Source organism: Paenibacillus harenae, from assembly GCF_030812415.1.
Classification (GTDB): domain Bacteria; phylum Bacillota; class Bacilli; order Paenibacillales; family Paenibacillaceae; genus Pristimantibacillus; species Pristimantibacillus harenae_A.
In genome coordinates this window covers 18,465-45,358 of the sequence record NZ_JAUSST010000014.1, presented here as the reverse complement: position 1 = coordinate 45,358, position 26,894 = coordinate 18,465, and the positions used below count along the sequence as shown (strand labels likewise).

At 45.9% G+C, this 26,894-nt stretch carries 29 protein-coding genes and 1 pseudogene; 18 read left to right on the top strand and 12 right to left on the bottom strand.

What is annotated here, in order from left to right; translation table 11 throughout:
- Window positions 1-214: 214 nt before the first annotated feature.
- Window positions 215-655: a GNAT family N-acetyltransferase gene (locus J2T14_RS30475; protein ID WP_307476944.1), complete on the top strand. Its 441-nt coding sequence runs from the start codon at window positions 215-217 to the stop codon at window positions 653-655.
- 230 nt (window positions 656-885) lie between these two features.
- Window positions 886-1,389 (top strand): DUF2199 domain-containing protein, encoded by a 504-nt coding sequence (locus J2T14_RS30470; RefSeq protein WP_307476941.1) that lies wholly within the window; start codon window positions 886-888, stop codon window positions 1,387-1,389.
- A 491-nt stretch (window positions 1,390-1,880) separates the two neighbouring features.
- Here J2T14_RS30470 and J2T14_RS30465 read toward each other — a convergent pair whose 3' ends face one another.
- Window positions 1,881-2,279: a ribosomal maturation YjgA family protein gene (locus tag J2T14_RS30465; RefSeq protein ID WP_307476940.1), complete on the bottom strand. Its 399-nt coding sequence runs from the start codon at window positions 2,277-2,279 to the stop codon at window positions 1,881-1,883.
- A 522-nt stretch (window positions 2,280-2,801) separates the two neighbouring features.
- On the opposite strand from J2T14_RS30465, the gene J2T14_RS30460 reads away from it, so the two are divergent.
- On the top strand, window positions 2,802-3,569 hold the full coding sequence (locus tag J2T14_RS30460) for a nucleotidyltransferase domain-containing protein (protein ID WP_307476937.1): 768 nt from the start codon (window positions 2,802-2,804) through the stop codon (window positions 3,567-3,569).
- A 319-nt stretch (window positions 3,570-3,888) separates the two neighbouring features.
- Complete coding sequence (locus J2T14_RS31065) at window positions 3,889-4,137, top strand: GyrI-like domain-containing protein (RefSeq protein ID WP_373458239.1); 249 nt, start codon at window positions 3,889-3,891, stop codon at window positions 4,135-4,137.
- Between the two features lie 304 nt (window positions 4,138-4,441).
- Here J2T14_RS31065 and J2T14_RS30450 read toward each other — a convergent pair whose 3' ends face one another.
- The 3 genes from J2T14_RS30450 to J2T14_RS30440 are packed head-to-tail and all read right to left on the bottom strand — an operon-like array spanning window position 4,442 to window position 7,606.
- Window positions 4,442-5,467, bottom strand: a complete 1,026-nt coding sequence (locus J2T14_RS30450) for an ABC transporter permease (protein ID WP_307476935.1) — start codon at window positions 5,465-5,467, stop codon at window positions 4,442-4,444.
- Entirely contained in the window at window positions 5,457-6,443 is a 987-nt protein-coding gene (locus J2T14_RS30445; protein WP_307476933.1) for an ABC transporter ATP-binding protein, read from the bottom strand. The genes J2T14_RS30450 and J2T14_RS30445 overlap by 11 nt, the downstream gene beginning before the upstream one ends.
- A gap of 2 nt (window positions 6,444-6,445) precedes the next feature.
- The gene (locus J2T14_RS30440; RefSeq protein WP_307476931.1) at window positions 6,446-7,606 is read right to left on the bottom strand and encodes a COG1470 family protein; all 1,161 of its coding nucleotides are present in this window, start codon (window positions 7,604-7,606) and stop codon (window positions 6,446-6,448) included.
- A gap of 174 nt (window positions 7,607-7,780) precedes the next feature.
- Between J2T14_RS30440 and J2T14_RS30435 the strand changes: the two genes are divergently transcribed.
- Window positions 7,781-8,401 carry an RNA polymerase sigma factor gene (locus tag J2T14_RS30435; RefSeq protein ID WP_307476929.1) on the top strand — a complete coding sequence of 207 codons (621 nt, stop codon included), beginning with the start codon at window positions 7,781-7,783 and terminating at the stop codon, window positions 8,399-8,401.
- On the top strand, window positions 8,401-9,189 hold the full coding sequence (locus J2T14_RS30430) for an anti-sigma factor (RefSeq protein WP_307476927.1): 789 nt from the start codon (window positions 8,401-8,403) through the stop codon (window positions 9,187-9,189). Before J2T14_RS30435 ends, J2T14_RS30430 begins: the two co-directional genes overlap by 1 nt.
- Window positions 9,190-9,500: 311 nt before the next feature.
- On the opposite strand, the gene J2T14_RS30425 is transcribed toward J2T14_RS30430, so the two are convergent.
- Window positions 9,501-9,962, bottom strand: coding sequence for a hypothetical protein (locus J2T14_RS30425; RefSeq protein WP_307476925.1), 462 nt, complete (start codon window positions 9,960-9,962; stop codon window positions 9,501-9,503).
- Window positions 9,963-9,967: 5 nt separating this feature from the next.
- A complete protein-coding gene (locus tag J2T14_RS30420; protein WP_307476922.1) occupies window positions 9,968-10,759 on the bottom strand; it encodes a hypothetical protein in 792 nt (263 codons plus the stop codon).
- A gap of 479 nt (window positions 10,760-11,238) precedes the next feature.
- Between J2T14_RS30420 and J2T14_RS30415 the strand changes: the two genes are divergently transcribed.
- From J2T14_RS30415 to J2T14_RS30400, 4 genes are all read left to right on the top strand, one after another.
- Window positions 11,239-11,874 carry a glycoside hydrolase family 11 protein gene (locus J2T14_RS30415; protein ID WP_307476920.1) on the top strand — a complete coding sequence of 212 codons (636 nt, stop codon included), beginning with the start codon at window positions 11,239-11,241 and terminating at the stop codon, window positions 11,872-11,874.
- Between the two features lie 193 nt (window positions 11,875-12,067).
- Window positions 12,068-12,916 carry a formylglycine-generating enzyme family protein gene (locus J2T14_RS30410; protein WP_307476918.1) on the top strand — a complete coding sequence of 283 codons (849 nt, stop codon included), beginning with the start codon at window positions 12,068-12,070 and terminating at the stop codon, window positions 12,914-12,916.
- A 229-nt stretch (window positions 12,917-13,145) separates the two neighbouring features.
- Window positions 13,146-14,408 (top strand): acyltransferase, encoded by a 1,263-nt coding sequence (locus J2T14_RS30405; RefSeq protein ID WP_307476916.1) that lies wholly within the window; start codon window positions 13,146-13,148, stop codon window positions 14,406-14,408.
- Between the two features lie 347 nt (window positions 14,409-14,755).
- Complete coding sequence (locus tag J2T14_RS30400) at window positions 14,756-15,151, top strand: DUF6220 domain-containing protein (RefSeq protein WP_307476914.1); 396 nt, start codon at window positions 14,756-14,758, stop codon at window positions 15,149-15,151.
- A 216-nt stretch (window positions 15,152-15,367) separates the two neighbouring features.
- Here the strand turns inward: J2T14_RS30400 and J2T14_RS30395 are convergent, their stop codons facing one another.
- Window positions 15,368-15,526, bottom strand: a complete 159-nt coding sequence (locus J2T14_RS30395) for a hypothetical protein (protein WP_307476912.1) — start codon at window positions 15,524-15,526, stop codon at window positions 15,368-15,370.
- A gap of 222 nt (window positions 15,527-15,748) precedes the next feature.
- On the opposite strand from J2T14_RS30395, the gene J2T14_RS30390 reads away from it, so the two are divergent.
- The 4 genes and pseudogenes from J2T14_RS30390 to J2T14_RS30375 all read left to right on the top strand — a co-directional run bounded on the left by J2T14_RS30390 (window position 15,749) and on the right by J2T14_RS30375 (window position 20,277).
- Entirely contained in the window at window positions 15,749-15,931 is a 183-nt protein-coding gene (locus J2T14_RS30390) for a DUF2524 domain-containing protein (protein ID WP_307476910.1), read from the top strand.
- Window positions 15,932-16,089: 158 nt separating this feature from the next.
- A complete protein-coding gene (locus J2T14_RS30385) occupies window positions 16,090-17,382 on the top strand; it encodes a carboxylate--amine ligase (protein WP_307476908.1) in 1,293 nt (430 codons plus the stop codon).
- 251 nt (window positions 17,383-17,633) lie between these two features.
- A pseudogene (locus J2T14_RS30380) lies at window positions 17,634-17,888 on the top strand (ArsR/SmtB family transcription factor); the annotation flags it as partial.
- Between the two features lie 142 nt (window positions 17,889-18,030).
- Complete coding sequence (locus J2T14_RS30375) at window positions 18,031-20,277, top strand: excinuclease ABC subunit UvrA (RefSeq protein WP_307476905.1); 2,247 nt, start codon at window positions 18,031-18,033, stop codon at window positions 20,275-20,277.
- A 138-nt stretch (window positions 20,278-20,415) separates the two neighbouring features.
- On the opposite strand, the gene J2T14_RS30370 is transcribed toward J2T14_RS30375, so the two are convergent.
- Both J2T14_RS30370 and J2T14_RS30365 read right to left on the bottom strand, forming a co-directional pair.
- Entirely contained in the window at window positions 20,416-21,297 is an 882-nt protein-coding gene (locus tag J2T14_RS30370) for a hypothetical protein (RefSeq protein WP_307476903.1), read from the bottom strand.
- 384 nt (window positions 21,298-21,681) lie between these two features.
- Complete coding sequence (locus J2T14_RS30365) at window positions 21,682-21,846, bottom strand: hypothetical protein (protein ID WP_307476901.1); 165 nt, start codon at window positions 21,844-21,846, stop codon at window positions 21,682-21,684.
- A 188-nt stretch (window positions 21,847-22,034) separates the two neighbouring features.
- Between J2T14_RS30365 and J2T14_RS30360 the strand changes: the two genes are divergently transcribed.
- Complete coding sequence (locus J2T14_RS30360) at window positions 22,035-22,304, top strand: DUF1292 domain-containing protein (RefSeq protein ID WP_307476899.1); 270 nt, start codon at window positions 22,035-22,037, stop codon at window positions 22,302-22,304.
- A 391-nt stretch (window positions 22,305-22,695) separates the two neighbouring features.
- Window positions 22,696-23,313 (top strand): YhcN/YlaJ family sporulation lipoprotein, encoded by a 618-nt coding sequence (locus tag J2T14_RS30355; RefSeq protein ID WP_307476897.1) that lies wholly within the window; start codon window positions 22,696-22,698, stop codon window positions 23,311-23,313.
- Window positions 23,314-23,390: 77 nt separating this feature from the next.
- Here J2T14_RS30355 and J2T14_RS30350 read toward each other — a convergent pair whose 3' ends face one another.
- The 3 genes from J2T14_RS30350 to J2T14_RS30340 all read right to left on the bottom strand — a co-directional run bounded on the left by J2T14_RS30350 (window position 23,391) and on the right by J2T14_RS30340 (window position 24,502).
- Window positions 23,391-23,705: a hypothetical protein gene (locus J2T14_RS30350; protein WP_307476895.1), complete on the bottom strand. Its 315-nt coding sequence runs from the start codon at window positions 23,703-23,705 to the stop codon at window positions 23,391-23,393.
- Entirely contained in the window at window positions 23,689-23,973 is a 285-nt protein-coding gene (locus J2T14_RS30345) for a hypothetical protein (RefSeq protein ID WP_307476892.1), read from the bottom strand. Before J2T14_RS30345 ends, J2T14_RS30350 begins: the two co-directional genes overlap by 17 nt.
- Window positions 23,974-24,148: 175 nt before the next feature.
- On the bottom strand, window positions 24,149-24,502 hold the full coding sequence (locus J2T14_RS30340; RefSeq protein WP_307476890.1) for a hypothetical protein: 354 nt from the start codon (window positions 24,500-24,502) through the stop codon (window positions 24,149-24,151).
- A gap of 114 nt (window positions 24,503-24,616) precedes the next feature.
- On the opposite strand from J2T14_RS30340, the gene J2T14_RS30335 reads away from it, so the two are divergent.
- Both J2T14_RS30335 and J2T14_RS30330 read left to right on the top strand, forming a co-directional pair.
- Window positions 24,617-26,227, top strand: coding sequence for a cellulase family glycosylhydrolase (locus J2T14_RS30335; RefSeq protein ID WP_307476888.1), 1,611 nt, complete (start codon window positions 24,617-24,619; stop codon window positions 26,225-26,227).
- 223 nt (window positions 26,228-26,450) lie between these two features.
- Complete coding sequence (locus J2T14_RS30330) at window positions 26,451-26,888, top strand: hypothetical protein (protein WP_307476885.1); 438 nt, start codon at window positions 26,451-26,453, stop codon at window positions 26,886-26,888.
- Window positions 26,889-26,894 lie beyond the last annotated feature (6 nt).

Sequence of the window (26,894 nt, the reverse complement as noted above, 5' to 3'; positions counted from 1 at the left end):
GTTCCACTGAAATGTTATCTGCAATGTGCAAACTAGGACAATATTCTAAGAAAACGTGAGCATTTAAGAGCATAGTGATTCTCCATAGAGGGAGGTTAACACAATAGCATTGTGGAATTTTTCTGTAGAAAGGAATGCCAAACTCCAGCAACCGATTTATGTTTGCTGAAGCCTAGCACATGATTAAGAAGAAAATAGGAGTAAGGAGTAGATTATGGAATACCTAGTAAGGGAAATCAACATAACCGATTATCCAGACATATACTTCTTGAATCAAGATTTCAACCCCAATCTTTCATGTTTTACCGAAGAAAAAGTCAAAGAAAAAATTGAAATCATTACACGAGAGACAAAAGATAAGATTTTTGTATTCGAACTCAATAACGAGATTGTTGGATATATCCATGGAACTCGCTATGAGTTGCTTTTTGCCGATCCTTTGATCAATGTTTTAGGCTTTGTAGTAAAAGAACGCTATAGAAATCAAGGTATTGGCAGCAAGTTAATGGATTATTTAGAGCAATGGGCGCGGGAAAAGGGTTATTCCGGCATAAAGTTGTTGTCTCATCCGAGCCGCGAGCAAGCACATAGACTGTACCAAAAAAGGGGCTATCAATTTACGAAGGATCAGAAAAATTATATTAAGTCTTTTTAATTAGCATCAATTGGAAACTTATGCACAATTAAACTAACGGGAGACGATAGTTCAACATCAACATACGGCAGTTGGCCATGACCGGCTGCCGTTTTTCATTGAACTAACGGGCAGGATAGTTGAATGATTTCGCGAATAACTTAAGTCATGACGAATTTACGAAGTTCGCAAAAAAGATGTTATAAGAAATCGGCGTAAACATAAAAAACACAAAAAGACAGGTGAAACTAATGAAATGCTCTCACTGCAATGAAGAGATCGGAGAAATATCATTATGTTTTGGGAGCAATGCCCCATTCCATTACCTCGTGCTTGATGAAAAGGAAAGACAAGATAGATGTGAAATCAATAATGACTTATGTGTAATAGACCAGGACAAATTTTTTATTAGAGGACATCTAGAAATTCCAATCTTAGGAACAGATGAATTTTTTATATGGAGCGTTTGGTCTTCAATAAGTGAAGGCAATTTTATGAGAGCAAATGAAATATGGAATTCAAAGACAAGAAAGAATGAACCTGCTTATTTCGGATGGTTTTCTACCGAACTTCCTTTATATCCAAGTACTCTTAGTCTGAAATGCGAAATACAAACAAGAGAAATTGGAGTATGTCCTTTAATTAATTTAGAACCTAATGATCACCCACTTGCAATAGAACAAAGAAACGGAATATCACTAGATCGAGTACATGAAATAAATCATTTATTAATGCACATAGATCGGATTAAGTGATTTTGTAAGATTAATCAAGGAAGACGCCGACATCTTATAACACCGTATTCACGCTCCGGGGCATTCGCCCCTCGGTCCGCCCGAGGTATTTCGGGGATGGGGATTCAGGCGGACACACCTGCGAGGCTAACTGCGCATTCGCGCAGCCGGCAGCTTCGCTGCCTTAAGCCTCTCGGCGTCGTGAATACAAGAACGTTAGGTGAAATCCCTGTAAATACTATGATAGAGTGAATTCGATGGAGTTAATAGAAATCAAGAAAAACTTATTTACTACACCTGAGGAATACTAATTGGCTCATTGTATTTCTGCGGATGCAAACCGCGGTGGTTATTTGCGGAGCTCCATTTATTTCTTCACTGAGCCGTGGGAAGTATAACTTCTTGGATTAATGTTTCCCCTTAGGGTGAAAACTAAAAGAAAGACCCCTTGTAAGGAGGTCTCTCTCCATAGTCGCACTTCTTGTACAACTCAATTGATCCTTGCTGCATTCTTAGTACGTGCGGAAATGGGTATTTTTCGGCTTCTTAATTATTTTCGTATCGATGATGAAAGCAACAATACCTCCAATTGTATATGCAATCATATCCATAGGGTCGAATATAGAACCAATTACTAGCTGTGCAATTTTATTGTGTTGAAGACCTAGAATTGAAGCAAAGTGAAAATACTGCAGCACTTCTGTGATTAAAGCCAATACAAGAGTAAAGATTACAACATAAATTGAACTAAAATCTTTCAGAGTCATAATAAAATAATATATAAAAACTACTATAATAACATCCCCAACCAATCCTCTTATGAACGGCGTTTCACTAAAGAGCAAAACTATAAGTATACAGAAAATAATACACATTAAGGAAAGGCTAAAGTAAACTAGTCTTCTATTCATAAGTACACCTCGTGTTTGTATGAGTAATGACATCAGAGAAAAATTTTTGTAGTTCTTTTATAAGGTGAAGTATATCCTATTAACTCAGTAGTGCCAATCGCCGGTTCCTTACATAAATAAAGAAGGCTTCGGATTAACGAGATCTCAATGGCAGGGCCGTCCAGTTTAAATAAATTAGCAATGCCAGAAATTCGATGTGGTCTAGACAAATTACAATGGGGAAGAGTAAAAGAAATAATCTCTAGAGATCACATTTGCAGATTATAGATAAAGAGAAGGGATGTAGCTCGAAAAAGACAGGGACATCACCTAACACCATATTCACGCATCGGGCATTCGCCCTCGGTCCGGCAGAAGTTAGATGGGATTCTAGGAGGCATTTCAGCAGCAGAGAAGCGGAATCTGCCGGACACATCCGCACCACCTAACCGCATCGCGGCCCCCCTTCGGGCTTAAGGTGGTGGGACGTCGTGAATACAACAACGTTAGCCGAAAGAAGTTCTTAGTTTAGGAGGAGTCTATATGATATTAGAAAAAGTTATAAATAGAATTGTAATACAAAGTGAATATAAGGATTTTGTTGATAAGTATATAGATAATATACTTACCGAATTTAAAGGTAAGATTCATAGCATTTATATGTGTGGCTCGATTCCAAAAGGAACTGCTAAACCTTTTAAGTCAGATGCAGACTTTACTATTGTATGTGTAAATCCTAAAGATATTGATTACGAAAGATTGTCAAATATTAAAGACAGGCTTTTGGAAGAATATCCAGTAGTAACTAAGATTGATACGATAATTTGCTCGATTGACGATGTATTAAGTAAACCAAATGAGTGGGGTTTTTGGGTAAAGATAATTTGTGTTTGCATATATGGTCATGACGTTGGTGAAAAAGTACCACCGATAATTATTTCTCCAGAGTTCATTTTAGACTTAAATACAGAGACCAAGGAGGAAGTAGATCGTATACATAGTTTACTTTCTAATGCTAGTGATAACACAATGAAAACTAGATATATTAAAGGTTACTCTAAGAGATTAATTCGTGCATTATACTCTTTGGTTTTAGAAGATACAGGTGTATGGCAAGATGACATTATTAAGATGAAGAATGCCATATTAAACTATTGTGAGATTGACTCCGCTTTAGTTGATTATCTGTATGTTTGTTACTTGGATAGTAATGTACTTGTTGAAGAGTTTCTGGGAATTGCAGATGAAGTATATAGCTATTTTGAGAACGCCTTAAATGCAATGGCTGCTTCCAGAACTTCCTTCGGCTAACACCATATCGACGCTCCGGGTCACTCTGAGAAGCGAGTGACCACATCCAGCCCCCTAAGCCCGTCGGGACGTCACTGCATTAGGTGTTCGGCAAGCCTCACAACTATAAGCAGCGACTCTAATTAAAACATAAGACTATTGAGCTAACGGAGAACGATAGCGTGGTAAAGATCAAAGGAGCAAGCACCGCGGCAGCGTTTGCTCCTTTGTTGAAGTAACTGGCAGTTATCCTCAATTAGATACGCAAAGGAAATCATAAACAATTATAGAAGAACGCAACAAATTACCACCAAGATTCGTTTGAGAAGCAAGCGGTGAAATTGGAATTCAGAATATTCAAGGCGGAACGTATGCCGTTTGCAGAATTGAAGTTAGTAAGGACAAGGACATTCCATATGAATTATCCATCTCCGAGCTGGGGACAGTGGTAGATTATTTATACGGGGAATGGCTTCCTGATAGCGGTTTTCAACTAGCTGACAAACCTTGTTTGGAAATATACTACCGTGCTGATAATAATCAAGAAGAGATGTTTATAGAATATTGTTTGCCTATAACTCCATACTGATTAGGAACATATCCCGATGCTCGGAGGTTGATTGAATATGACTCAATATATTGGAAATGGTGCTTATTGTTACGCAAATTCATCTTCAATGCTGTTAGCATCAATCGGGAAAAATGTTTCTCCTTCGACAATAGAAGTTTTGACGGGCGGATGGCAAGATGTTTAATTGTTGTTGGAAGGTAATGTTGAGCAATTGCGCATATTCCCCAATCGGATAGATACGCAAAATAGAACCGGCCAAGGCAGACTGCCTTGGCCGGTTATTTGTGATTGGGGATCCATGTAAGATAGTTTGGGTTCGTGCTTAAGACCGGGAGCGGATTTCCTGGCGCATGAAGAGCAAATAAGACAAGCCGAAGCAAATCATGGTCGCGGCAAGCATGCCGGTAAGATGCGGCCATACAAGCAGTATGCTCTGGCCCAAAGGCAGCGGACTAGGCAACGCCCCGACGACCTGCTCCATGGCTAGCGGTCCTAAGGAGCGAACGTTCGGCATAAGCAGCGTAGTGTTCGCCTCGTTAAACAATTCGGAAGGCGAGAAGCGGTTTAACGCCTGCATCAACTTCTGATAACCCATGACGACTTCCGCGCCTGAATCCGTGGCGGGGGCAGCGCCTTTGGCAATGAGATTCAGAATCATCCCGTAGAAGACGGAGAAGAAAATCCAGAGCGAAATGCCGGCGAGCGCCGAGGTGGTCGCTTGACGGAAGCGTACCGAAAACAAAATGGATACGTTCAGCCAAAAACCTACATAAATAATTGCCGTAATCAAAAACAGAAGCACTCGCCAAAATTCCTCGGGCGTCGGAGGAAAGCCGATGACGATCAAGCCGACCCCCATGACCAGAAGGCCGATAGAGAAGATGGATACCGCAATAATGAGCAGGGTGGAGACGAACTTCGCATTCAGGAAGTCGTCCCGGTAGATGGGCTGCGAGATTAGCCTGCTAAGCGTACCTTTGCTTCGTTCCGCATTTACGGCGTCGAATCCGAGCGCGATCCCCATAAGCGGTCCCAGGAACGTGACGAACCCGATGAAATTAGGCAGCGTTCCGTCCGACAACGTGAAGATCTGAAGGAATAAAAATTCGGATGATTCCCCGGCCTGGCCGTTGCCGCTCCGCAAAGCCGTAATCGCGGAATAAATGGAGCCGATGCAGGCAAGCAGGATAATCGTCATAAGAATCACAAAGCGCCAGCTACGAACGTGATCGCTGAACTCCTTGCGAACCATGACCCAGAACGCCGATGTAGAGGTCGCGCTCCGTGCGTCTTCCTTCGGACGGAATAAGCGAACGGGCAGTCTGGATACCGTTTCTTTAAGCGCCATGAGCATCTCCTCCTTCGAAGTAGCGGCGATAGATATCGTCTAGATGGTAGGATCGTTTCCGCAGCGAGAGCAATTCCGATTCGGTCGCCGCGACGCGGGCGATCTCCGGCGTAACGTCGGCATCGCAAACGACCTCGAACGCCGCATGCGAACCGTTCATGCCCGAAACGGAGCATCGAACGGAGTTCACGCCTTCGATCTCCCCGATCGACTGCTCGAATTGTTCGGTCTTCCGCCCGACCTCGAGTTCCACGATGATGGCATTCTTCTGCTCCAAGGATCGGGACAACTGCTCAATGTCTCCGCAAGCGACGAGCTTTCCGCCTACGAATAAGCCGACCCGATCGCATATTTGCTGAACTTGCTGGAGATGGTGGGAGGAGAGCAGAACGGTTAAACCCTCTTCCTTGCTGAGGACGGTGATGAGCTCAAGCAACTCCGTCACGCCTTTAGGATCGATTCCAAGCGTCGGTTCGTCCAGAATGATCATCTCCGGCCTCTTGATGAGCACGTCGGCCAGACCTAGCCGCTGCCGCATCCCGCGCGAATAAGCGCCTACTTTTTTGCCTCCGGCTGCGGAGAGCCCCACACGGTCCAGCAGCTCCTTGGCGCTCTCGCGGGCAGTTTCCTCGGACAATCCATTGAGCCTTGCGGTGTAGATGAGATTGTCCGTCGCGGTCCGGTCCTCGTAGAAGCCAAGATCGTCGGGCATGTACCCGACTCTTCGCTTAATATCCAATGAGCTGCTGGCGGGATCCAGTCCGAGCACGCGCACCGTTCCGTTGCTCGGCTCCGTCAAACCGAGCATCATCAGAATCGTCGTCGTTTTACCGGCGCCGTTTGGCCCAAGCAAGCCGAATATTTCGCCTTTCCGAATAGTAAGGTCCAGCCGATTCACGGCTAGATAATCGCCGTACGCCTTCGTTAATCCCGATATTTCCACTGCCGAATCGATAACGGAGTACTGAACCGCCACTGTCAACGCCTCCCGTATTTGCGGAACAACCCATATATGCCGAGAGCTACGGCCGCAATGATGAGTATGCCGATCCAGCCCCATAACGAAGAGGATTTGACGGCTACCCGGATGGCGGCATCGGCCGTTTTTTGAGCGGATTGGGCCGACAGGCTGAGCGCGTAATCGCCTGGCAGGGATTGCTCCGACGATTTAATGACGGCCTGAACGCTTTCTTGCTTGCCGGGTTCCAATGAACGAATCGTCTTCGGCTCGAAAGTCACCTCCCAATCGGACGGCGTCTGCGCCGTTAAGCTGATATCTTCGAGTTTCGCCGTGCCGGTGTTCGTGACCGTCAATTGCAACGAACGAGTGCCGCCCGCTTTGATGTCCGCATTAAGCCGCTCGTCGGCAGTCGTTAGTCCAATGCCGTAGGCCCCCGTAATAACGGCCTCCAGCGTTGTTTCCGCTTTGGTTGCGTTGTTGGCGGCCATAATCGGGATTTGGTACGTGCCTGCTTTCACCTGATCGGGCGGGAGAACCTCCACGGACAAGGTTTGATTCGTATTCGGCTCAACGGTTACCGAAGTCACGCTGCTCCCGCCGGAGTTGAACCGAATGTCCCAGCCGGGATCCGCGGAGGCGGTAAGAGCGTATGTCTGCTCCTCTGCCGTCTGATTCGTCAAAATAGCCGAAAACGTGAAGGTAGAATCGGAATGGCCTTCCATATTGGACTGCTCTACCTCAAGCTTCGAGGTGAAGGTTCCTTTCTCGGCTACCGATACACGCAACGGAAGACGCGCTTCGCCTGCTGTCAGCGTAAATTGGTATTCGCCGCGCTCGACCTCCAGCGGGACATCGAGCCGCAAGCTTAACGATTGCGAGCTGCCAGGCTTGACGGCAAGCTGCTTGACGACGCGACCGCCTGCCGTCAGCTCGTGCGTCCACTGTGCATTCGCGTTTTGAAATCCGAGATTGGATGTTACCGTCTCGTCGCTGTTATTGATTAGCTCGACATTATAGCTGACGGATTCCCCGGGCGCGGCATCGACCGCCGTATACGGCGTGTACAGCTCTGTCTCGCTTGCGGCCCAAGCGGCCGCGGGAAAGAGCGCGCTTCCTCCCGTCCACAGAATGGCTGCAATTAGTGCCAGGATGCCTGCCTGGCGGCATGCTTTGCGCATAATGAACGACCTCCCGAATGTAATATGTTCGACGCGCTGACGCGCTTCGTTCATATGGTGTACGACGCGGGCTGCGTTTTGGATTTACTCGGCAAAAAAAATTTTTTGGAGTTTTCTTTTCGCGCATTTTTTGATAAAAAATAATTAAAAGAGATCGCGGGGAGGGAAATATCGGTGCGGCAGGGCAAAGGCAAACCGGTTTGGCAAGACGATGGCGAAGAGAACGAAGCGGCGCTTCTGAGGGCAATGTGCGAAGGTTCAACCGAGGCATTCCACTTGTTCTATGCCCGATATGCTCCGTTAGTGCTGAGAATCGCTTGCCGGACGCTTGGCGAACGGATGGAAGCCGAGGATGCGTGCCACGACGTCTTTCTCGAGGCAATAAGGAAGGGAGACCGCTATAACCCGGCCAAAGGCTCGGTCGAATCGTGGCTGGCCGTCATGACGCGAAGCCGCTGCGTGGATCGTCTCAGAAAACGGAGCAGGACGGTTGCGATGAGCGCGGAGAACGGGGGAGAGAAGCTGCGAACCGATACGACGCCGGAGGATAAGACAATCGGCTTCATGGAGAGGATGGCGGTCAGGGAAGCCCTTGAGGTGCTGCCCGAGCTTCAGCGGAACGCGGTGGTTACGGCATTCCTTGGCAAAAGAACGCAGCGCGAGCTTGCCGAGGAATGGCAGGTGCCGCTTGGAACGGTCAAGTCGTGGATCCGTTACGGGCTCGGGAATTTGCGCAAGGAACTTGCGAGGAGAGGCTGGACAGACGGCAGCATGGGAAGGAGGGAGAGGGAATAATGGCGGAGGGTAGAAACACTTATCAGCGGAATAAGGACAGCGTTCGCGTCGACTGCGGGCACGGTTATTCCGAGCAAGATTGGATCGATTACGCGATGAACAAGCCCGGCGTGATCAGGCAAAAAACGATGGAGGAGAACCTCGCGTCTTGCGGCCAATGTGCGGCCGTTTATAGGGAATGGGCATTCTTATTAGCCGTGGGCGACAGCCGCGACTGGACGGAATCCGTATCGGCGCCGCTAGCCGCCGGGCATCTCGCTTCGCTCGAGAAGGAGATTAGACGGATCGGCCGGATGAGGAGATTACGTAAATGGGCGATCGCCGGTGCGCTTCCCGTCGCCGCGGCGCTGCTCTTGTTCGCGCTGCTGCGGGGAACTCCGCCGAACGAGGCATTAACCCCGTTCGAGGCCTACGTGGAGCGGCAGGAGCCTGCCGCGCTACACGTCGTGATGGCCCCGGATACATCGCGTTACCGCATTATGGCGCCTGGTGGGCGAACCGAAAACGGCTATTTATGGCTCAGCGGAGACAGCAGCGAGGCGTTCCTGCTGCTCGATCACTTGACCGGGCTGTCTAACTCCGTCTATCAGGCGTGGGCAGTGAAAGGAGATCGAAGCGATTCGCTCGGCTTAGTGAAGCTGAAGGGAACGCGCGGCCATCTTCACGTCAGGGCCTACACCGACATGCTTCTTGGCGCGGACATTATTTCCCTAAGCGCGGAACCGATGGGGGGTAGCGCACAACCTACTTCCCGACAAATCGAATTATTGCTGCTGAATCGCCGCTGATCGCCATATATGAACCCCGGTTCAAGCGAACGGTAATCGTTCTAAATGGAGAACAAGACAGATAATAAAATGAGTGGATAACTGGAAAAGGTAGAATTCATCATGGAAAGATTCGATTCTATCAATTTTGTCAAATCTTTGCCATGTTTGCCGTCGTGCTGATACATGCGATGCCAAGCGAAATTGGGGGGACTGACGATATATGCACTCGCGAGATTCGCGGTCCCTTTGTTTTTTTTGCAGGATCGAGTCTGAACGATCGGCCACCTTCATGGGGTCCGAATGATGGAAACTTTCCTTGAACCTATTTCTTACACTACTCTTGCTGTCCCGATTGCGAAATGATGCCACAACACGTCTTCCACAATATCCGCTTGAGACTCCTCACACTCTATTACAAGGATTACCTCTGAATTTTTCCCCCGTAACAGGCGTTGCTGCTTTTTGATGACCTTGTAGTAGAATACGTCGATACAAACCCCAAGGGCAAAACCGCCTGCTGCACCGATCAGTCCCCAATATATCGGCCCCCATGCCAGCTTGAATCCGACACTGGCCCCAATGACGGCAAACGCGGTTCCGAGCGCCGCACCAGTGCTAATCAAGGAAATGCCGTCCGCGTTGTGGATACTGTCGAACAATCGTCGCTCCGTTTTGCGGTTCGTTAAGGGAACTGCGAAAATATTTCCTTTTTGAATTCCGTTTTTCTCCAGCACCGTAATCGCTAATTCTAAATTGGTGGAGTGCTCGAACGTCGAAAAAATCTGTACCATAGGATTTATTTCACCACTTTGCCCTTTTTCACCCGAAATGTAGGGTCTTGGTAATGTTTGATCAGGAAGTCTTTTTGCTCATTGTTAAATAGCTTGTTGTTTTCCACGGTGTTTACATACGAATCATACGCGGCAAATCCCCACATGGAAGGCATAAAAAGCAGCCATTGTTTGTCAAGTACGGCTGTAGACTCAGTAAGTTGCCCGAGAAACAAGTAATGGACTGAAAGAAGCAGCTTAGAGAAATATAAAAAAACGATTGTCCAAATCAGCGCGAAAAACGCAGTGACCACGCGGTGGATATGCAATTGTCCAAGTCCAGGCATAAATAAGGACCATATGACGGACATGATGGGTTTTCTTTTGTCCAAATAATTAATCTCCATCGCTCCGATGGAGAATGAGTTAAATGGCGCATCCTCCTTCTCCGCTAGCAAATACACTTTGTTCATATCGACTGAGGTCCGGTAACTGTCCCAAATGCCAAACAAATAAACGGGAATATACATGAGCATCCACCTTGGATCCAGCACTTCTTTCGCTGCCTCAATATTTCCGCAAAACGAATGCACCATTGCTAGGTTGATTTTGGCGTTGTAATTAACAATGACTTCCCAGATGAACAAGGAGAGACCACGATAATACTTGCTTAAGAGTAGATGCCCAAAACCAGGAAAGGCTGCAGACCACCATGCTATGGCATACGGATTTCGTATATGAAACTGGGTGGTTCCCGCGATGGAAACATGGGCTTTGTATCGGCGGAATTTGTTTTCGACATTTCTATAATTATCCAAGAGACATCCCTGCCTATGCCATGTTTAACTATTTTCCATATGTATTCTCACGAGTTTCAAATTTATGATAAGAACCAAGAAACTGAAGGGGTATAGTTATCATATCAAGCATTATTGGATTATTGCGACGATAATAACCCCCTCTTTGCATATTCCCCGAACAAATTATTCGGTGGGCTAAGGAAGCCGATCTCATACTACGGAAGTAAGTGGATTTCTCACCTTACGAACGAACGGCTGCTTAAGGAGTTCATCCCTCTGTTGGTGCGCAGCACGAACTTCATATAAAATATGGGGATCATTCTTTAATTTGTTAAGTGGTTATGTATGCGCTTACCTCCTATAATTTACTTATGGAGGAGGTGAAAGTCAGAAGTTCGCGGAATATGACACAGAATAAGTTTTGTACTGCAAGGAGAAACAACCGACAAGCAGGATGTTGGTAAGCAGCGAGAAAAAAATATTCTAGGAGGTAAGTTATGTTCAAGTTGAATAAGAAAATTTTTACAGTATTTATTGCGGCTACAATGAGTTTTAGCTTGTTTGCAGCAACCTCAAATGCAGCGACAGACTATTGGCAAAATTGGACCGATGGTGGCGGAACCGTAAATGCTACCAATGGATCAGGTGGAAATTACAGTGTTAACTGGTCAAATACCGGGAATTTTGTTGTCGGTAAAGGCTGGAATACCGGATCGCCAACTCGGACAGTAAATTACAATGCGGGCGTCTGGGCGCCGTCCGGCAATGGGTATCTGACTCTCTATGGGTGGACGAGAAACTCACTCATCGAATATTACGTCGTTGATACCTGGGGCACTTATAGACCTACAGGAACACATAAAGGCACCGTGTCAAGTGATGGCGGCACCTATGACATCTATACGACTCAACGAGTCAACGCACCTTCCATTGACGGAACAAAAACGTTCACCCAGTTCTGGAGTGTCCGCCAGTCGAAGAGAGTTACCGGCAGCAACGTCGCTATCACTTTTAGCAACCACGTTAACGCATGGAAGAGTAAAGGGATGAATTTGGGAAGCAGTTGGTCTTACCAGGTGTTAGCGACAGAGGGGTATCAAAGCAGCGGTAGCTCTAACGTAACGGTGTGGTAATATCTATTCTGGAGGGAACCGATCTCTAATAGTCTGAGACAGGCCGATGGACGTTCCCCTCCAGTTTGCTCCGTCAATCCGGGCGCGTTGAGGGCCGTTTCCCGCTAGAAGAACGACCCTCGATGATGCCGGAAGCAAATTGTAGGCCGTCACGGCCTACAATTTTTCCTATCCGTTTAAAGGAGATATATCAATGAGAAAGTTATCAATCTTTCTTTTAATGGCAGTAATGGTTGTTGTCAGCGCTTGTTCGCAAGAAAAGCCTGATAAAAAGCCTGATACAATGCCTGATGACTTTGTATTTGTCAAAGGCGGGACTTTTATGAACACAAAGTCCAACTACTATGGGAAAAATGTATCGTTATCGAGCTTTTATATCGGAAAATATGAGGTAACTCAAAAAGAGTGGTTTGCGGTAATGGGAAGTAATCCCTCAGAATTCAAAGGCGACCATTTGCCGGTAGAAATGGTAAGTTGGTATGACGTTTTGGAGTACTGTAATAAAAGAAGTATAAAAGAGGGCTTAACACCGTATTACAATATAGACAAAAATAAAAAAGACCCGAAAAACAAAAGTGAGTACGATGATATAAAATGGACAGTAACGATTAATGAAGAAGCTAATGGTTACCGATTGCCGACAGAAGCGGAGTGGCAATATGCTGCAGGCGGAGGCCAGATGAGCAAGAGTTACACCTACAGCGGGAGTAATAACGCGGATGATGTAGCATGGCATTGGAAAAACGCCGGAGATAAAAACTTATCAGGAGATTGGAACTGGCCTATCGTAGAAAGCAACCACAATCAAACAAAATCTATCGGTGTCAAGAAACCCAACGAGTTAGGGCTTTACGATATGTCAGGCAATGTAAGGGAATGGTGCTGGAACGGGTACGGAGACTCGGATAGCAATAGCAACTCTACCCGGGTTGTGAAGGGCGGCAGTTGGATGGGCGAAGTCGGCGAGTTATCTTATCTGAACAATTTCGAGGCGAATGGCAAGGGCCCCGATCAAGGTTTTCGTGTGAGTCGCGACGAATAAAGGGGAACAAGACTTACCATTCATACAAGGGTTCTATAAAAATTACGATAGGACGGCTCTCTGAAGGGAGCCGCTATTGCTTTTCTCGGAAAGTGGATCAAATTCATTCTATAATTGTCTAAACATAATACAAATTAGCCTCGTTCAACGGATAGTTCATCTTCCTCTAATATTTGTCCGCTATAATCAGAAATATCTTTTGCATCTTAGAATAGAGGATGGGTGAACTATGAAAAATCTGCAAGCGGGAATGGAAGAGAAGGCGTCTGAGCCGGAGGTTCGACAGAAAAAAGAACGGATCGAAGAAGTGACACTTCTTCGTGCGTTTGCTTTTTTGGCGGTGACGCTTCAGCATTGCATTGCGGAGTATATTTATCGGCCGGACGTCATGCAGGCAGACTCGATCATGCTGGCGATGCTGTTTCATTTCACCCGTTTCGGCACGCCGACGTTCGTGTTCCTGTCCGGTCTCATCCTATTTTACAATTACAGCGGGAAGCTTAACTATCGTTCGTTTATTCGAAAAAGGTTCGGTGATATCTTTGTGCCATTTCTATGCTGGACGATTATTTACTGGATCGCGATGGAAGGGGTTATCGGCTCCAAGCTAATGCAGCCTTCAGCCTGGCCGAATATCTTTTTGCAACTGGTAAAGCCGACCAACGGCTACCATCTTTGGTTTATCATCATGATTTTTCAGTTTTACTTGTTATTCCCGCTGTTTTCCAAGGTGGTCGCATCGTTCCGGGAGCGTCTGCACCCCCATCCGCAAGGGAGATCATTCAACCGGGTTGCGCGGGCGTCAGTGGCGCTCGGCCTTATATACGGCGGGCTATTATGGTTATCCTACTACAAAATGCCTGACTGGGCTGCTTCCGCGGGCGGTTTTTGGTCGGGGCTGATCACGTACCGATCTTATTATTTTGTGATGTACGTATTTTACTTCCTTATAGGCAGCGTATGCGCCTTCGGCTTGGCTAGGTTTCGGACGTTTGTGGCTGATGCGATGGGTTGGACGGTGTTACTGTTCATCGGGGCGTATATTTGGCTCGGATACGACGTCCTGCGCTTCTCGACAGAGCGAATGAATTTACAGGTTTCCAGCTATTTGAAGCCTTCCACTTTCTTGATCATCGTCACCCAACTGCTTCTGCTGTACGGGTTCGCTCTGATGTTGCAGAGACGGAAAGGCGCGCTTTACCGCATCCTGCGGTTTATCGGACGGCATTCGTTCGGTGGTTTTCTGGCTCACGCATTTGTGCTCATGCTGGTGGGTCTGGTAACGCGGTCCATGCAGCTCAGCGGGTCACATCTGCCGGCGGCGTTGATTACGTTTATCTTGGTTGCGGCTGGCGCGATCGGTTTGTCCAGTCTGCTGGAAAAGCTGCCGTTAGGGCGATGGCTGGTCGGGCCGACGGGCCGCAGAAGGTCGAAGTTGACTTATACAGACCGGTCCGTAGCTGATAATCCCGCCCGAGAACAGACGGGTTAATAATCGCTGTTGCTTTCCGGTACGTAGAAAGCTATTCAACTCCCTTGGTACGTTAGTGCAGGAGTTGAAAATATTTCGCGGGTAATCGCTGGCAAAGCACTTAAAAAAGCAGAATCTAGAAGTTAATCATAAACAACAAAGTCCGATATATCAGAATACTTGTGTCTAAGGACAGAACATATAAGCTCAATAGTCGCGTAGCTGCGGCCTTTTTTATTTTAACGAAACTTAAATTGTTGAAGCGGAACTTTTGACTTAAGTCTAGGGAGAAACCCTACCTTTGTCTGTGTTGAGATTTACTATTATCCGTTATATTAAAAGATTATTTGGAAAAGGGGAAGTGATGAATGAAGGGAATATCCAAGAAGAAGAGTGAAGGTAGAGGGGTCAAAGTTTCTCGATATGTTTTTGTGGTTTTGGCTTGGCTGACTTTTGGTTGTGTGACCTTGCAAACGTTTTTAGCTGGAATGGCTGTTTTTACCGATCCTTCACATTGGAAGGATCACACCATATTTGTGCATCTGTTTGAATATTTACCATTGTTAATGCTGATCCTTGCATTTACTGGTAGACTCCCGAATATATTGCGTTGGAAAAGTGGGGCTATATTCGCTCTTATTTTTGCCCAATACTTTACGGCAAATGTTCCAGGTGCAGGGGCGGTTCATCCTGTGCTTGCATTAGTAATGTTCTGGCTTTCCATGTCGGTGGCAAGAGAATCGACTCGTCATATTCGTCGATGAAGGTTGGAATATAATTGGGCAGTTTAATCCAGGGAGAAATTGTGTAATAAGTAGAGAAAAGCGTTCATATTGAGCGTATTAGACAAGGAGCAACATTACAGGGGCCGGAGAAACGTGGAACCGAGAATTTAATAAGAAAAAAGCTGCCAAACGGCAGCCCTTCATTTCAGCCCTTCGCTCAACTATAACTTCTCTTTCCTACCGAATAAACAGGAGTCAGCTCTGATTGCGGTTTACGAAAGGAACTGTCGATTCTTCCGGATGCTCGATGTCCGTATCACCGTAAAATTCGCGATCCATTCGAATGTTTGCTTGTTCAATCTCCGATTTGTCCGAAAGCGGACGTTCGCTTGCGATGTCTTTCTTGCGACCCATCTTCAACACCCCTTTCAGGCGGTAGTATGTCCGTCATGAGGACGTTTATTCAACCTCAAAATTGGTGGTTTAGATTTGTCGTACTTACTTTGCTAGGCGGTGCCATTCCTGAAGTACATACACGTACAATTATCTATACAGTAAAATCTGAGGAAATGAATAAATGAATTGAAATCCAACATTATAGTCAGGTACATCTAGCAATCGATTGGAGGATAAAACATGCTCGATAACCTCGAGAGCAATTATGATCGTGCCAATGCGGGAGATGATCTGCATCAGCTCAAGCAGGAGCTCGAATCGCTCCGTGGACAGCAAACAGAAGACAAAGAATCGCATTATACGATCAATCGACATGAAAATCAAATCTCGTTCATATTAAACAAATGCGATATCAACCATTAGTCTGAACTTGAATAAACAATGAATCCCCTTCTTTACCCGATTAAGAGGCGAAGTAGGGGATTCGTTTTTTCAAAAACTTTGCCGTATTTGGACAAGAAAAGTACTTTGCGTGTTACTAATGCTCTAATGCAGGCATGTTTATTGATATAATAAGAGGAATGAATGTAGAACATGTTGAACAAGGAGAAAACATGAACAGTTATGATTTTTTACCGATTATACTTGGAAGCGATGAAAACGCATATGGAAACGTAAGACTTATCCACGAGACTTATCAGATCAAGCCACTGCTGCTGTGCACCCGGCTGTTAATCCCAACCATGAATAGTAAATTATTTGATCTCATTCAAATCGAGCGATTCGACCATGAGAATGTATTTCCAGGCGCTCTTCTTTCCATATTAGAAAAACACGTCGCTCCGAACAGAAAACTAATCGTCATTCCTTGCTCGGATTACTATGCCAATATGTTGTCGCGGCATTATAGCAAATTCAAAGGACTTATTGGGAATCATTTTATTTCCGAGGCTTTACTTGATACGCTTGATACGAAAGATAAATTCTATAAACTATGTAAAAAACATGAACTGGATTATCCGAAAACGATTGTTTGCGAACCGCATGAGCGTGAAAGAGCGCTGGAACACATGGATTTTCAATTTCCAATTGTCGTAAAGCCCGAAAACAGCAATGCTTACGCGTATTTGCATTGTCATTTTGAAGGCAAGAAGAAGGTGTATTTCTTTAACACTAAGGATGAGTATTTATCGATGATCAAAAACATGAACACTTCCGAGTACAAAGGAAAGTTAATTATCCAAGAATTTATTCCAGGCGGGGACAGCTCGATGCGTGTCATCAATAGCTACTCCGACGACAATGGGAAAGTGAAAATGATTTGTCTCGGCCAGCCGGTGCTTGAGGAATATGCGCCGAAAACGCTTGGCAACTACTCTGCGATTATTTGTCGTTCCGATATGGATATTTATCAGAAGGTAAAGGTATTTCTTGAAAACATCGGTTATGTCGGTTTTTCCAATATCGATATGAAATATGACAGCAGAACAGGCAAATATATGATGTTCGAAATTAACCCGCGACTTGGCCGAAGCAGTTTTTTTGTCAAGGCGGCAGGACTTAACATGATAGCTGCACTGATAGATAATGTTGTATACGGCAAAGACGCAGATTGCGTATATAGTGACCAAACAGCCCTTTGGACAAATGTACCGAAAGTCGTATTGCGAAAATACGTAACTGAACCGGCATTATCTGCTGAAATTAAAGAGCTGTACAATCAGAAAAAAGTGCTCAAATCACTTTGGTATAAAAAGGACTTGAACATGAAACGCATTTTAAGAGTCTCACGGTATTATTTCGGCCATATAAACAATTACCGACGATATTATTTTAACAAGGACAAGCTGCATCCACCCGAATTGAGAGGATAGGTGCTTATCCAATTTGGCGCGGCAATCGATCCACCATTCTTCCATAGATATCCCACAATAGCTCGACTAAACGGGACATTATATTTCAATCGAACAGCGGCAGTCCGGGACTTGTTTTCAAGTCCATGGCTGTCGCCGTTTCTATTACTGGGGCAATACATGTTGACACAACACCAAATGGTGTCCTACAATCAAATCGTCACCAAATGGTGTCCCATTAGCGGATCAACAAAAAAACAGGAGAGGGTGTTGTGAGAGAGAACGACCAGGAGCGGGATGTATTTGCCGCGATTGCAGTTCCAACCAGGGGCCGACTGATTCACTTGTTAGCAGAGGCTGAAGAGATACCGCTTTATTAATTAACGACACAGTTTTCAAATGGGTCGTACAGCGGTATCCAAGCATTTGACAATCCTTAAAGAGGCCGGTCTGGAATTTGACCGAAAAGTATGCAGAGAAACGCGATTTAGGCTAAAGCCTCCCCGCTCAGAGAAGTTCAAGATTGGTAATCGAACAAATCTCTAAATGGTATCTATTGTCCATCATGTGATCTGTTTTTACGCGTATTGGTACAAGGTTTGGCTTGAGGAATTGGAGCAAGAAGTTGAAAGAGGTATTAGCATAATAATCGCATAAGGAAGGTATCTAATGACTCAAGAATTTATAGAAATCCGCGGAGCCCGGGAAAATAACCTTAAAAATGTATCCTTGCGCATTCCCAAGCGCAAAATCACCATTTTTACCGGTGTATCCGGATCCGGCAAGTCGTCGATCGTCTTCGATACGATTGCCGCAGAATCCACCCGATTGCTGAATGAGAACTTCAGCATGTTCGTGCGCAATTTCCTGCCCCGCGTTCCGCAGCCGGATACGGATGCGATCGAGAACCTGAGCATGGCTGTTATTGTGGATCAGAAGCGGCTGGGCGGCGGTTCCCATTCCACGATGGGCACGATTACCGATATTTCTCCCATTCTTCGCCTTCTCTTCTCCAGACTGGGTCAACCCTATGTCGGACAAGCGCATATGTTCTCGTTTAACGATCCGCAGGGCATGTGTCCCGAATGCAACGGAATCGGCCGCAGACTTGGCGTCGACATGAGCAAGGCGCTGGACATGACTAAGTCGTTAAATGAAGGAGCAATCATGCTGCCTGACTATGCGGTGAACGGATGGGAATGGAACATGATCGTGCAGTCGGGGGATTTCGATCTCGACAAGAAGCTGAGCGATTATTCGGATGAGGAACTGAAGCAGTTGCTATACGCCAAGGCAAGGAAAGTACAGATGGATTTCGCCGGTAAGGCAACGAATATTACGGTGGAAGGCGTCATTGAGAAGTTCACCAACAAATACATTAAGCAGGATGTGAAGATGAAGTCCGAGCGTACGCAAAAAGCGGTCGCGCCATACATCACCGAAGGTCCGTGCTCCAGCTGCCGCGGTGCGAGACTCAGTCAGGCCGCGCTGGCCTGCAGGATTAATGGACTCAACATTGCGCAGATGTCCTCCATGGAGGTCGGGCAGCTCATCCGTGTCATTCGGGAGATTGACGACGCGAAAGCCGCGCCGGTCGTCAAGTCGCTGACGGAGCGGCTGCAACATCTGGTGGACATCGGACTTGATTACTTGACGCTCGACCGAGAGACCGACACATTGTCCGGCGGCGAGTCGCAGCGAGTGAAGATGGTGAAGCACCTGAGCGGCAGTCTGGTAGATGTCACATACATCTTCGATGAGCCCAGCGTTGGCTTGCACCCCCGAGACGTACACCGGTTAAATGAATTGTTGCAGAAGCTGCGTGACAAGGGCAATACCGTGATTGTCGTCGAGCATGATCCCGATGTGATCAGGATAGCCGATCATATCGTCGACGTCGGACCTCACGCCGGCAGCCGCGGGGGTACCATCGTGTTTGAAGGAAGCTATCAAGGCCTTCTTGAGTCAGGTACACTGACAGGCACCCATATGAAGCGGCCGCTTCAGTTGAAGCGCGACTGCAGGCAGCCTTCCGGTAAGCTGTCTATACAGGATGCCACACTGCACAACTTGCGGAACGTGAGCGTAGATATTCCAACCGGAGTTCTGACAGTCGTTACGGGTGTTGCCGGATCGGGCAAGAGTACGCTAATTAACGAAGTATTCCTCAGCACGCATCCGGATGCGATCGTCATCGACCAATCGGCGGTAGGCGTGTCGACACGCTCTAATCCCGGAACCTATACGGGCATTATGGATGATGTGCGCAAGGCGTTCGCTTCCTCGAACAAGGTGAACCAAGGCTTGTTCAGCTTCAACTCCAAGGGGGCATGCGAGAATTGCCAAGGGCTGGGCGTTGTCTATACAGACCTTGCGTTCCTTGAAAGCGTGAAGCTGCCTTGCGAAGTATGCGGTGGCAGACGTTTCAAGGAAGAGGTGCTCGCGTACAAGCTAAACGACAAGTCCATTGCAGATGTGCTGGAGATGACGGTGGAACAAGCATTGGAATTCTTTGAACTTAAAGAGGTTGTACGCAAGCTGCAAGCAATGAGCGATGTGGGGCTGAATTATATTACGCTCGGCCAACCGCTCAGCACGCTCTCGGGCGGAGAATGCCAGCGCATCAAGCTGGCAAGCGAGCTGCATAAGAAGGGCAGCATCTACGTGATGGACGAGCCGACGACCGGCCTGCATATGTCAGATATCGGTCACCTTCTAGAGATCATGAACCGCTTCGTGGATGCCGGCAATACGGTGATCGTCATCGAGCACAACCTCGATGTGATCAGCCAAGCGGATTGGATCATCGATTTGGGACCGGAAGGAGGCAGCAAGGGCGGCCAGTTGGTGTTCGAGGGCACACCTCAGCAGCTCATCCGTGCGGAGCAATCGATAACAGGAAGATACTTGATGTAATATTCAAATCCTCTTTGGTAAATAAGCCATAACGTTTCACCCCTTTGGGCATTTTGACCAGAGGGGTTTTTGATCTTCATATTCATGATAAAGTAAGATTAGAGATTGTTGTAAACCGACTAAGATTTAACTCCGGCCTTAGGAGGTTTTTTGTCTGCGTACGCTCCGCATCCGATACACCGACTCCCACCGGTCGTACAGCATCACTAGAAAAACGGGCACGATGTACCGCAATGCCATAAATAAATGGTTCCATTGATGGTAGATTAGCCACCCCTTGTAATGAGCGTAGTATGCGAATGCTATGCCTATGCAAGCAACCCCCGCATACGCAGGAATTTTCCATCTAACGGGTAGCCACGGCACGCATATCGTAACGAGCAGCGTAAGTACATCTCCCGAGACAAGGTCCATGAACCGGCAATCCGCCATGCGGTCCTCGAAAACGTTCGGCCTAAATTGATACAGATTAAGCAAAGGTGATGCGAATATCGCTCCGATCCACATGATGATCGTGTGAGAGAAGCATAGTAAGTAGATGCGATGCGGAACCGGGGGTTCATAGTCCGCGATTCGGGGGGCGAGAAAGGCGCCCAGGCGAAATCCCACCACATAGAATGCAGCCGAAAGCGTCAAGCTCCAGTGCAGGTATATCATGTAACCGAAATGCACATAGATCCATTCCAATCCAATGAACAGCGCTGCAAACAGGAGCGAAATCCGCCACGGCGGATGTTTCCTGCCGTAATAAACGAACACGATGAAGGCGAAGGGTAAAATCAAGGTGTCCCCGAAAATGATGCCCAGTTCATTATCCATTACGGGGTCGCTTAACAGATGGGTCGGAAACTTGTAGAGGTTCAACAGCAGATTGAACCCGACCTCCAGCATGTCCGCGCAGAAGACAGCAATCGCGTAAGAAGCGATAACCGCATGCACCGATAACTCTTTCTTCCGAAGCAAAATCGCCATCCACGCAGTAAGACCCGCCAATGTCGCGATATACAGCATATCGAGCACCCCACATCTCATCCAGATCTATGTTTAGGATGGATCAAACAGGATGAAAATACTCTGCATTATAAGGGAATTGAGCTTCAGTTGTCAGTGAATGCTATTTGAGGAAGGCAACTTTGTGGGAAGCATGGCGGAGGGGGCATGCCATCAAGGGAGCAAAAACCCGCAAACCAATCGGTCGGCGGGCTTTTTGAATAGATGGAATAAGACATAGAAAGTGTGGATACATTATCCATTGTCGAAATGGAGGATTGTAGATGCACAAAACATTAATCCCGCTAATTAGTCCAAAACAGCCTAAACGTTGCAAAGGGTGTATTTGGGGTAGTTGGGACGGAATCAAACAGTTTTGCCCTAGAACTAAATGCATACGTGACTGATGCATTTTTACTTTGGGGTCTTAGGAGTTAAAGGGTCAAGCAACTTAAGAAGTGAAGGCTTTGAAATTGCTGCAGGACGAGAATCCAAAAACTTGAGTTCATCAATTGAGCTATCAATGATTTTGCCTTGCAAGCGCATGTAATGCTTTTGTCGCTTTGATTTCTTTTTCATACTACACAATAAGGCCTCCTGATTCAGCGGATATAAGAGTGTATGTACTTAGAACGTGACTTGTTTGTACGAATGTCTACAAGCGGAGGACCTAGACTGCCGCTACAGACCGGCTACTACGAATTTTTTTCAACCTTTGTGAGAAAATACATCTGTTAAATAAGTCTTACAACCAGGGAGGGCTAAATATGGTGATCGAAAACGGTGAAGTTCTTACGTTAGTGGACGATGAGGGAGTCGAACAAGAAGTCGAGGTAATGGGTTCTCTAGATTTAGAAAACCAACATTATATAGCAGTTGCATACCTGGACGAGCTTGAGGAGGAGGAGAATGGGAAAGAGGATCTAGATGTATTCTTTCTGCAGGTTAACGAGAATGATGAGCTTTCGGTGATCGAAAATGATGAAGTATTCGAAAAAGTTTCTTCGGCATTTGAAGCAGCGTTGGAAGAAAGATAGGGAAAAAAGAAATTAACTCAATGATATCAAGGCGAACCTGCCGTTATCTTAACGGCAGGTTCGTTGAGCTAACAATAGACGGGTTTATCTTAAACAATAATTCATATGCCATTGATTTTCATTTTATCTGCGTCTCCGCGAAATGCCGTAAGCAGCAGCTCCAACTCCTAAAGCAACTAAAGAAATAATGCCTTTTCGATTATTCATCTTTCCTAGTATGGACTTAGTCTTATTCATATATGCCACCTCCTTGCTGAATCTTGGCGTAACAAGGTTCTATTCTGCGTAGAACTTCTCCTTTCACTCCGGTAATTTTTTACGGATAAATTTGCATGTATGGATGCATAACGAAAGAGAGAATATAAGCAAAAAAAAGGAGATGAATTTCCCGATGTACAACAACATGACTGCCGTAAAACGTCTTGTCCTTTTGATGATGAGCCTGATGCTGTTTGCTACCGGTTGCGCCCTGACGGACAATGGCCAAGTAAGACAACAGAATACCCGAAACGACAGACAGGAAATCTTGCGCGATCGCGGCAATGCCGATAACCAGATTAATCGTCCATTTGGAAATGCAGATAATAGGGAAGTAACCGAAGATCGCAACAATCAGAATAATACGAATGCTATCGGAGCGCGAAACAATGGCAACAACGGATTGGATACGGCAGAGGAACGGGTTGAAGTAGCCGACAGGGCTGCGGAAAACATTACGAAATTAAAAGGCATCCGTCAAGCAAACGTCCTTGTTACGCAGCGAAATGCTTACGTTGCGGCAGTACTAGACGATGAGCAACAAAAGTTAACACAAGATATTGAAGATCAAATCGCAAACCAAGTAAGAACCGAGAATTCCAATATACGGGATGTCTTTGTTTCCACTAATCCGCAATTCGTAGATCGTATCAATCAATATGTCGACGACGTCCAACAAGGAAGACCAGTCGCAGGATTCGTGGAACAATTTAATGAGATGGTAGCAAGAATATTTCCAAACGCAAGATAGTTCGTTTTTATGAAGCCGAAAAACAGCCATGCTCCTTTGAGCATGGCTGTTTTTACGGGTGAGGATGCCGTATTTTACTATGGAGTGAATGACTCATTTCTCACCCAAGCTCCACCTTCGTCGGTACTCCGGTAAAACATTGTAGCGCAGCGGAGTGCTCCGCGTGCCGCTTCTTCGACAGTTGAAAATCTATTTTCCGACGGATCGTGAGGATCGGTTTTGTCCGCATGTATATAGTAGTGACTTAGCTGATAAAAATAATGGCCGTTCTGATTTCTGAGGATATCAATTTCAATTTCTTTACCATCGATTGTTACCTTCAGTGCTTGGACAACCTCGTGAACGGTTTGAATATCGGCGTGAAGATTTCCGAGTTCAGACAAATTCAACATTATGAGAATCCTCCCAATAGCTTCCTTCGCCAAAGTAATCTTTACATACGCTGTTAAGCGATTGCAGAACATCGATAAATCCTTTTAAATCGCATGTATGGAAGGTGTCGTTAATTTCACGGTTTTCTTCCGTAATTGAATAAACATGAATCTCAGCGCAGCCGTCCCACCTGATATTGACATCAAAACGCTTATCGTCCGTTTCCAGTTCCAGCGCTGCAGTTCCGCCGTCCGCATCTCTTTTATGTTCGGTCTTTATAATCCACATTGTTAAACACCACCTTGGGTTTATGATACCCAAAAGCAGCACATTTATTGCCTTTACAACAGTATTTGGAACCGATTTTGCAATTAAATAAGGAGACAATAACAGTAACTCAAAGGAGGAATTCAGATGAACATTATGGATGGAATGGACGCGGCGAGGTTTAATTCAGCCAATCCTAATTACAAGTCAGAGAAGAAGTTAACGAAGAAAGAAAAAAAGATGCCGATGGTTTTAAGAAATCTGAATAATAAATAAGTCGATCCCTTGACCGTGCCGCTTCGGCGGCAGCTTTGAAAAGACGCGAAGACGTTCTGGAGGAATTCGACGCAAACGTCCCCAGGCCGACGATGAAGACAAATGAATGAAGACGCCCCGAAAAGTCGCAGGCATCGGCATGAATGCCGGTACTCTGCGACTTTTTTCGAGCTTTATTGAAAGCCTTTTCAATATTTCCATATGATTTTTGTGCCAATTTATGGGGTAATTTATATGCATGAATACTTATATAATCAAATTGCATCGTGTCCATTCATACGCCAGTCTCCAGGAAAAGAAAGGGGGATGAATCGAGTTGTTGTCTTATGGAAACGCTTTCGTTGAAATTGATTACAATGAAGCCAAATAAGAGACGGAGGTTTGTGACATGTTATCAAAAATCAAGTCATTCAGGGTCTGTTTGTTAGCCGTGATATTGGTGTTTACAATGGCGATTTCCGATTGGAGTCCGGCAGTATCAGCTGCAGAAACAGCTGATTTCACACCGTTGAATGCATCGCAGGTTGTATTCGAAATGGGGGCTGGCTGGAACCTGGGAAACCAACTTGAAGCCAGCGCCAACGGAACGCCGAACGAAACGGCATGGGGCAATCCTGCTGTAACGCAGGCTCTCATTCAAAAGGTAAAGGCAGCAGGATTCAAAACCATCAGAATCCCTGTCTCGTATTTGAATTATATAGGGAGTGCTCCGAACTATACGATTAATTCTACATGGCTGAACAGAGTTAAAACAGTCGTAGACTATGCCTACAACGAGGGCCTGTATGTAATCATCAACATGCACGGAGACGGTTACAATTCAGTTGCCGGCTCTTGGCTTTTAGTCAATTCAAGCGATCAAACAACGATTAGAGCAAAATATCAAAAAGCCTGGCAGCAGATCGCAAATACGTTTGTAAATTATGACGAGCATTTGATCTTTGAATCCATGAACGAAGAATTTGATGGAACTTACGGCACGCCTAACACCACATACTATTCAAATCTCAATACTTATAACCAAATCTTTGTAGATACCGTAAGACAGACCGGAGGAAACAATAGTGCAAGATGGCTTCTTATTCCCGGCTGGAATACGAACATAGATTATACAGTGGGCAATTACGGTTTTTCGCTTCCAACAGACAATTATAGATCATCTACAATTCCGAGTTCCGAGAAGAGAATCATGATATCCGTTCATTACTACTCGCCATGGGACTTCGCAGGTGAGGAGTCCGGCACAATAACCCAATGGGGCGCAACAGCTGCAAACCCTTCGAAAAAATCAACCTGGGGACAGGAAGATTATTTGGAATCGCAACTGAAGTCCACATATGATAAATTCGTAACGCAAGGATACCCTGTGGTTATCGGTGAATACGGTTCCATAGATAAAACGGCCTTCGATTCATCGAACGATACGTATCGCGCGGCATTTGCCAAAGCGGTAAGCGAGACTGCCAGGAAATACAGTTCCGTACCAGTTTATTGGGATAACGGACACAATGGACAATATGGTTTCGGATTGTTTAACAGGTCTACCAATGCTATAACCGAGCAAGGAATTATTGATGCGATAATGAGCGCTATGGGCAATTATAAAATGAAGAACGTTACTACAGGTTTGTATATTGACGGGATAGGCCGTACCGCAAACGGCTCCAATGCAGGTCAATGGAGCGCCGGCACCAGCAACAACCAACGATGGAAAATGGAGTTTTACGGTAGTTATTACAAATTAAAAAATGTAGCAACAGGTTTGTATCTTGACGGCATGGGCCGTACCGCAAACGGCTCCATTTGCGGACAGTGGAGCAACAGTACCAGCAACAACCAACGGTGGGTATTGGAAGCTTACGGAAGCAATTACAGGATAAAAAATGTGGCTACCGGTCTTTATTTGGATGGCGGCGGCAATACGACAAACGGCTCCGACTTGAAAATGTGGGGCAGCAACACCAGTACCAACCTGCAGTGGCAGTTTATTAATCCCTAATCATAACAAAGTTCGGGAGCCGAGCAGCGGCACGCCGCGCAGCCATTTCGCTATTCGTCATTTTTTTACATCCAAATATTGCTTTATTGGTTCGTTGTTACCAATAAAGTAATCCTTACTAAATAAAGTTAGGTATTAAGAAATATGTAAAAGTTGGTAGTATACTGGTACATTTGGTATTGGGATGCCGGCCGGCACCTAATTATGATGGGAGGATTTTATAATGAATAAGTCCTTAAAAGTAGTCCTTTTGATGTCGTTATTGATGTCCATGTTCGGAACAGCTGTTTTTGCCGCCGACACGTACGAAAATCCTACAAACGACCAGCCTGCGACAGCATATTACAAAACTCAAGGTCAGATATTTGGCGGATACTTAATGGCCAACGATTATGACTGGTATCGTTTTACAACTTCTAATACAGCTAGTCAGACTGTATCTTTTGCTCCTTCTGACAATCAATCCTATAGAATTCTTGTGTTCGAAAATCCGAATTCGGGAAACGGTCCGTTAGCAATGTTGAGTGTTTCTAACAGTGCCGGATCTTACCAAAGCCTTCAATTCTCTGCCGTTGCAGGTAAAGAGTATTACGTTCTCGTTACTTCTGGAGGACCGCTAAGCGGTATACCTCATTATTCGCTCTATATAGCTAACCAGTGAGTACCC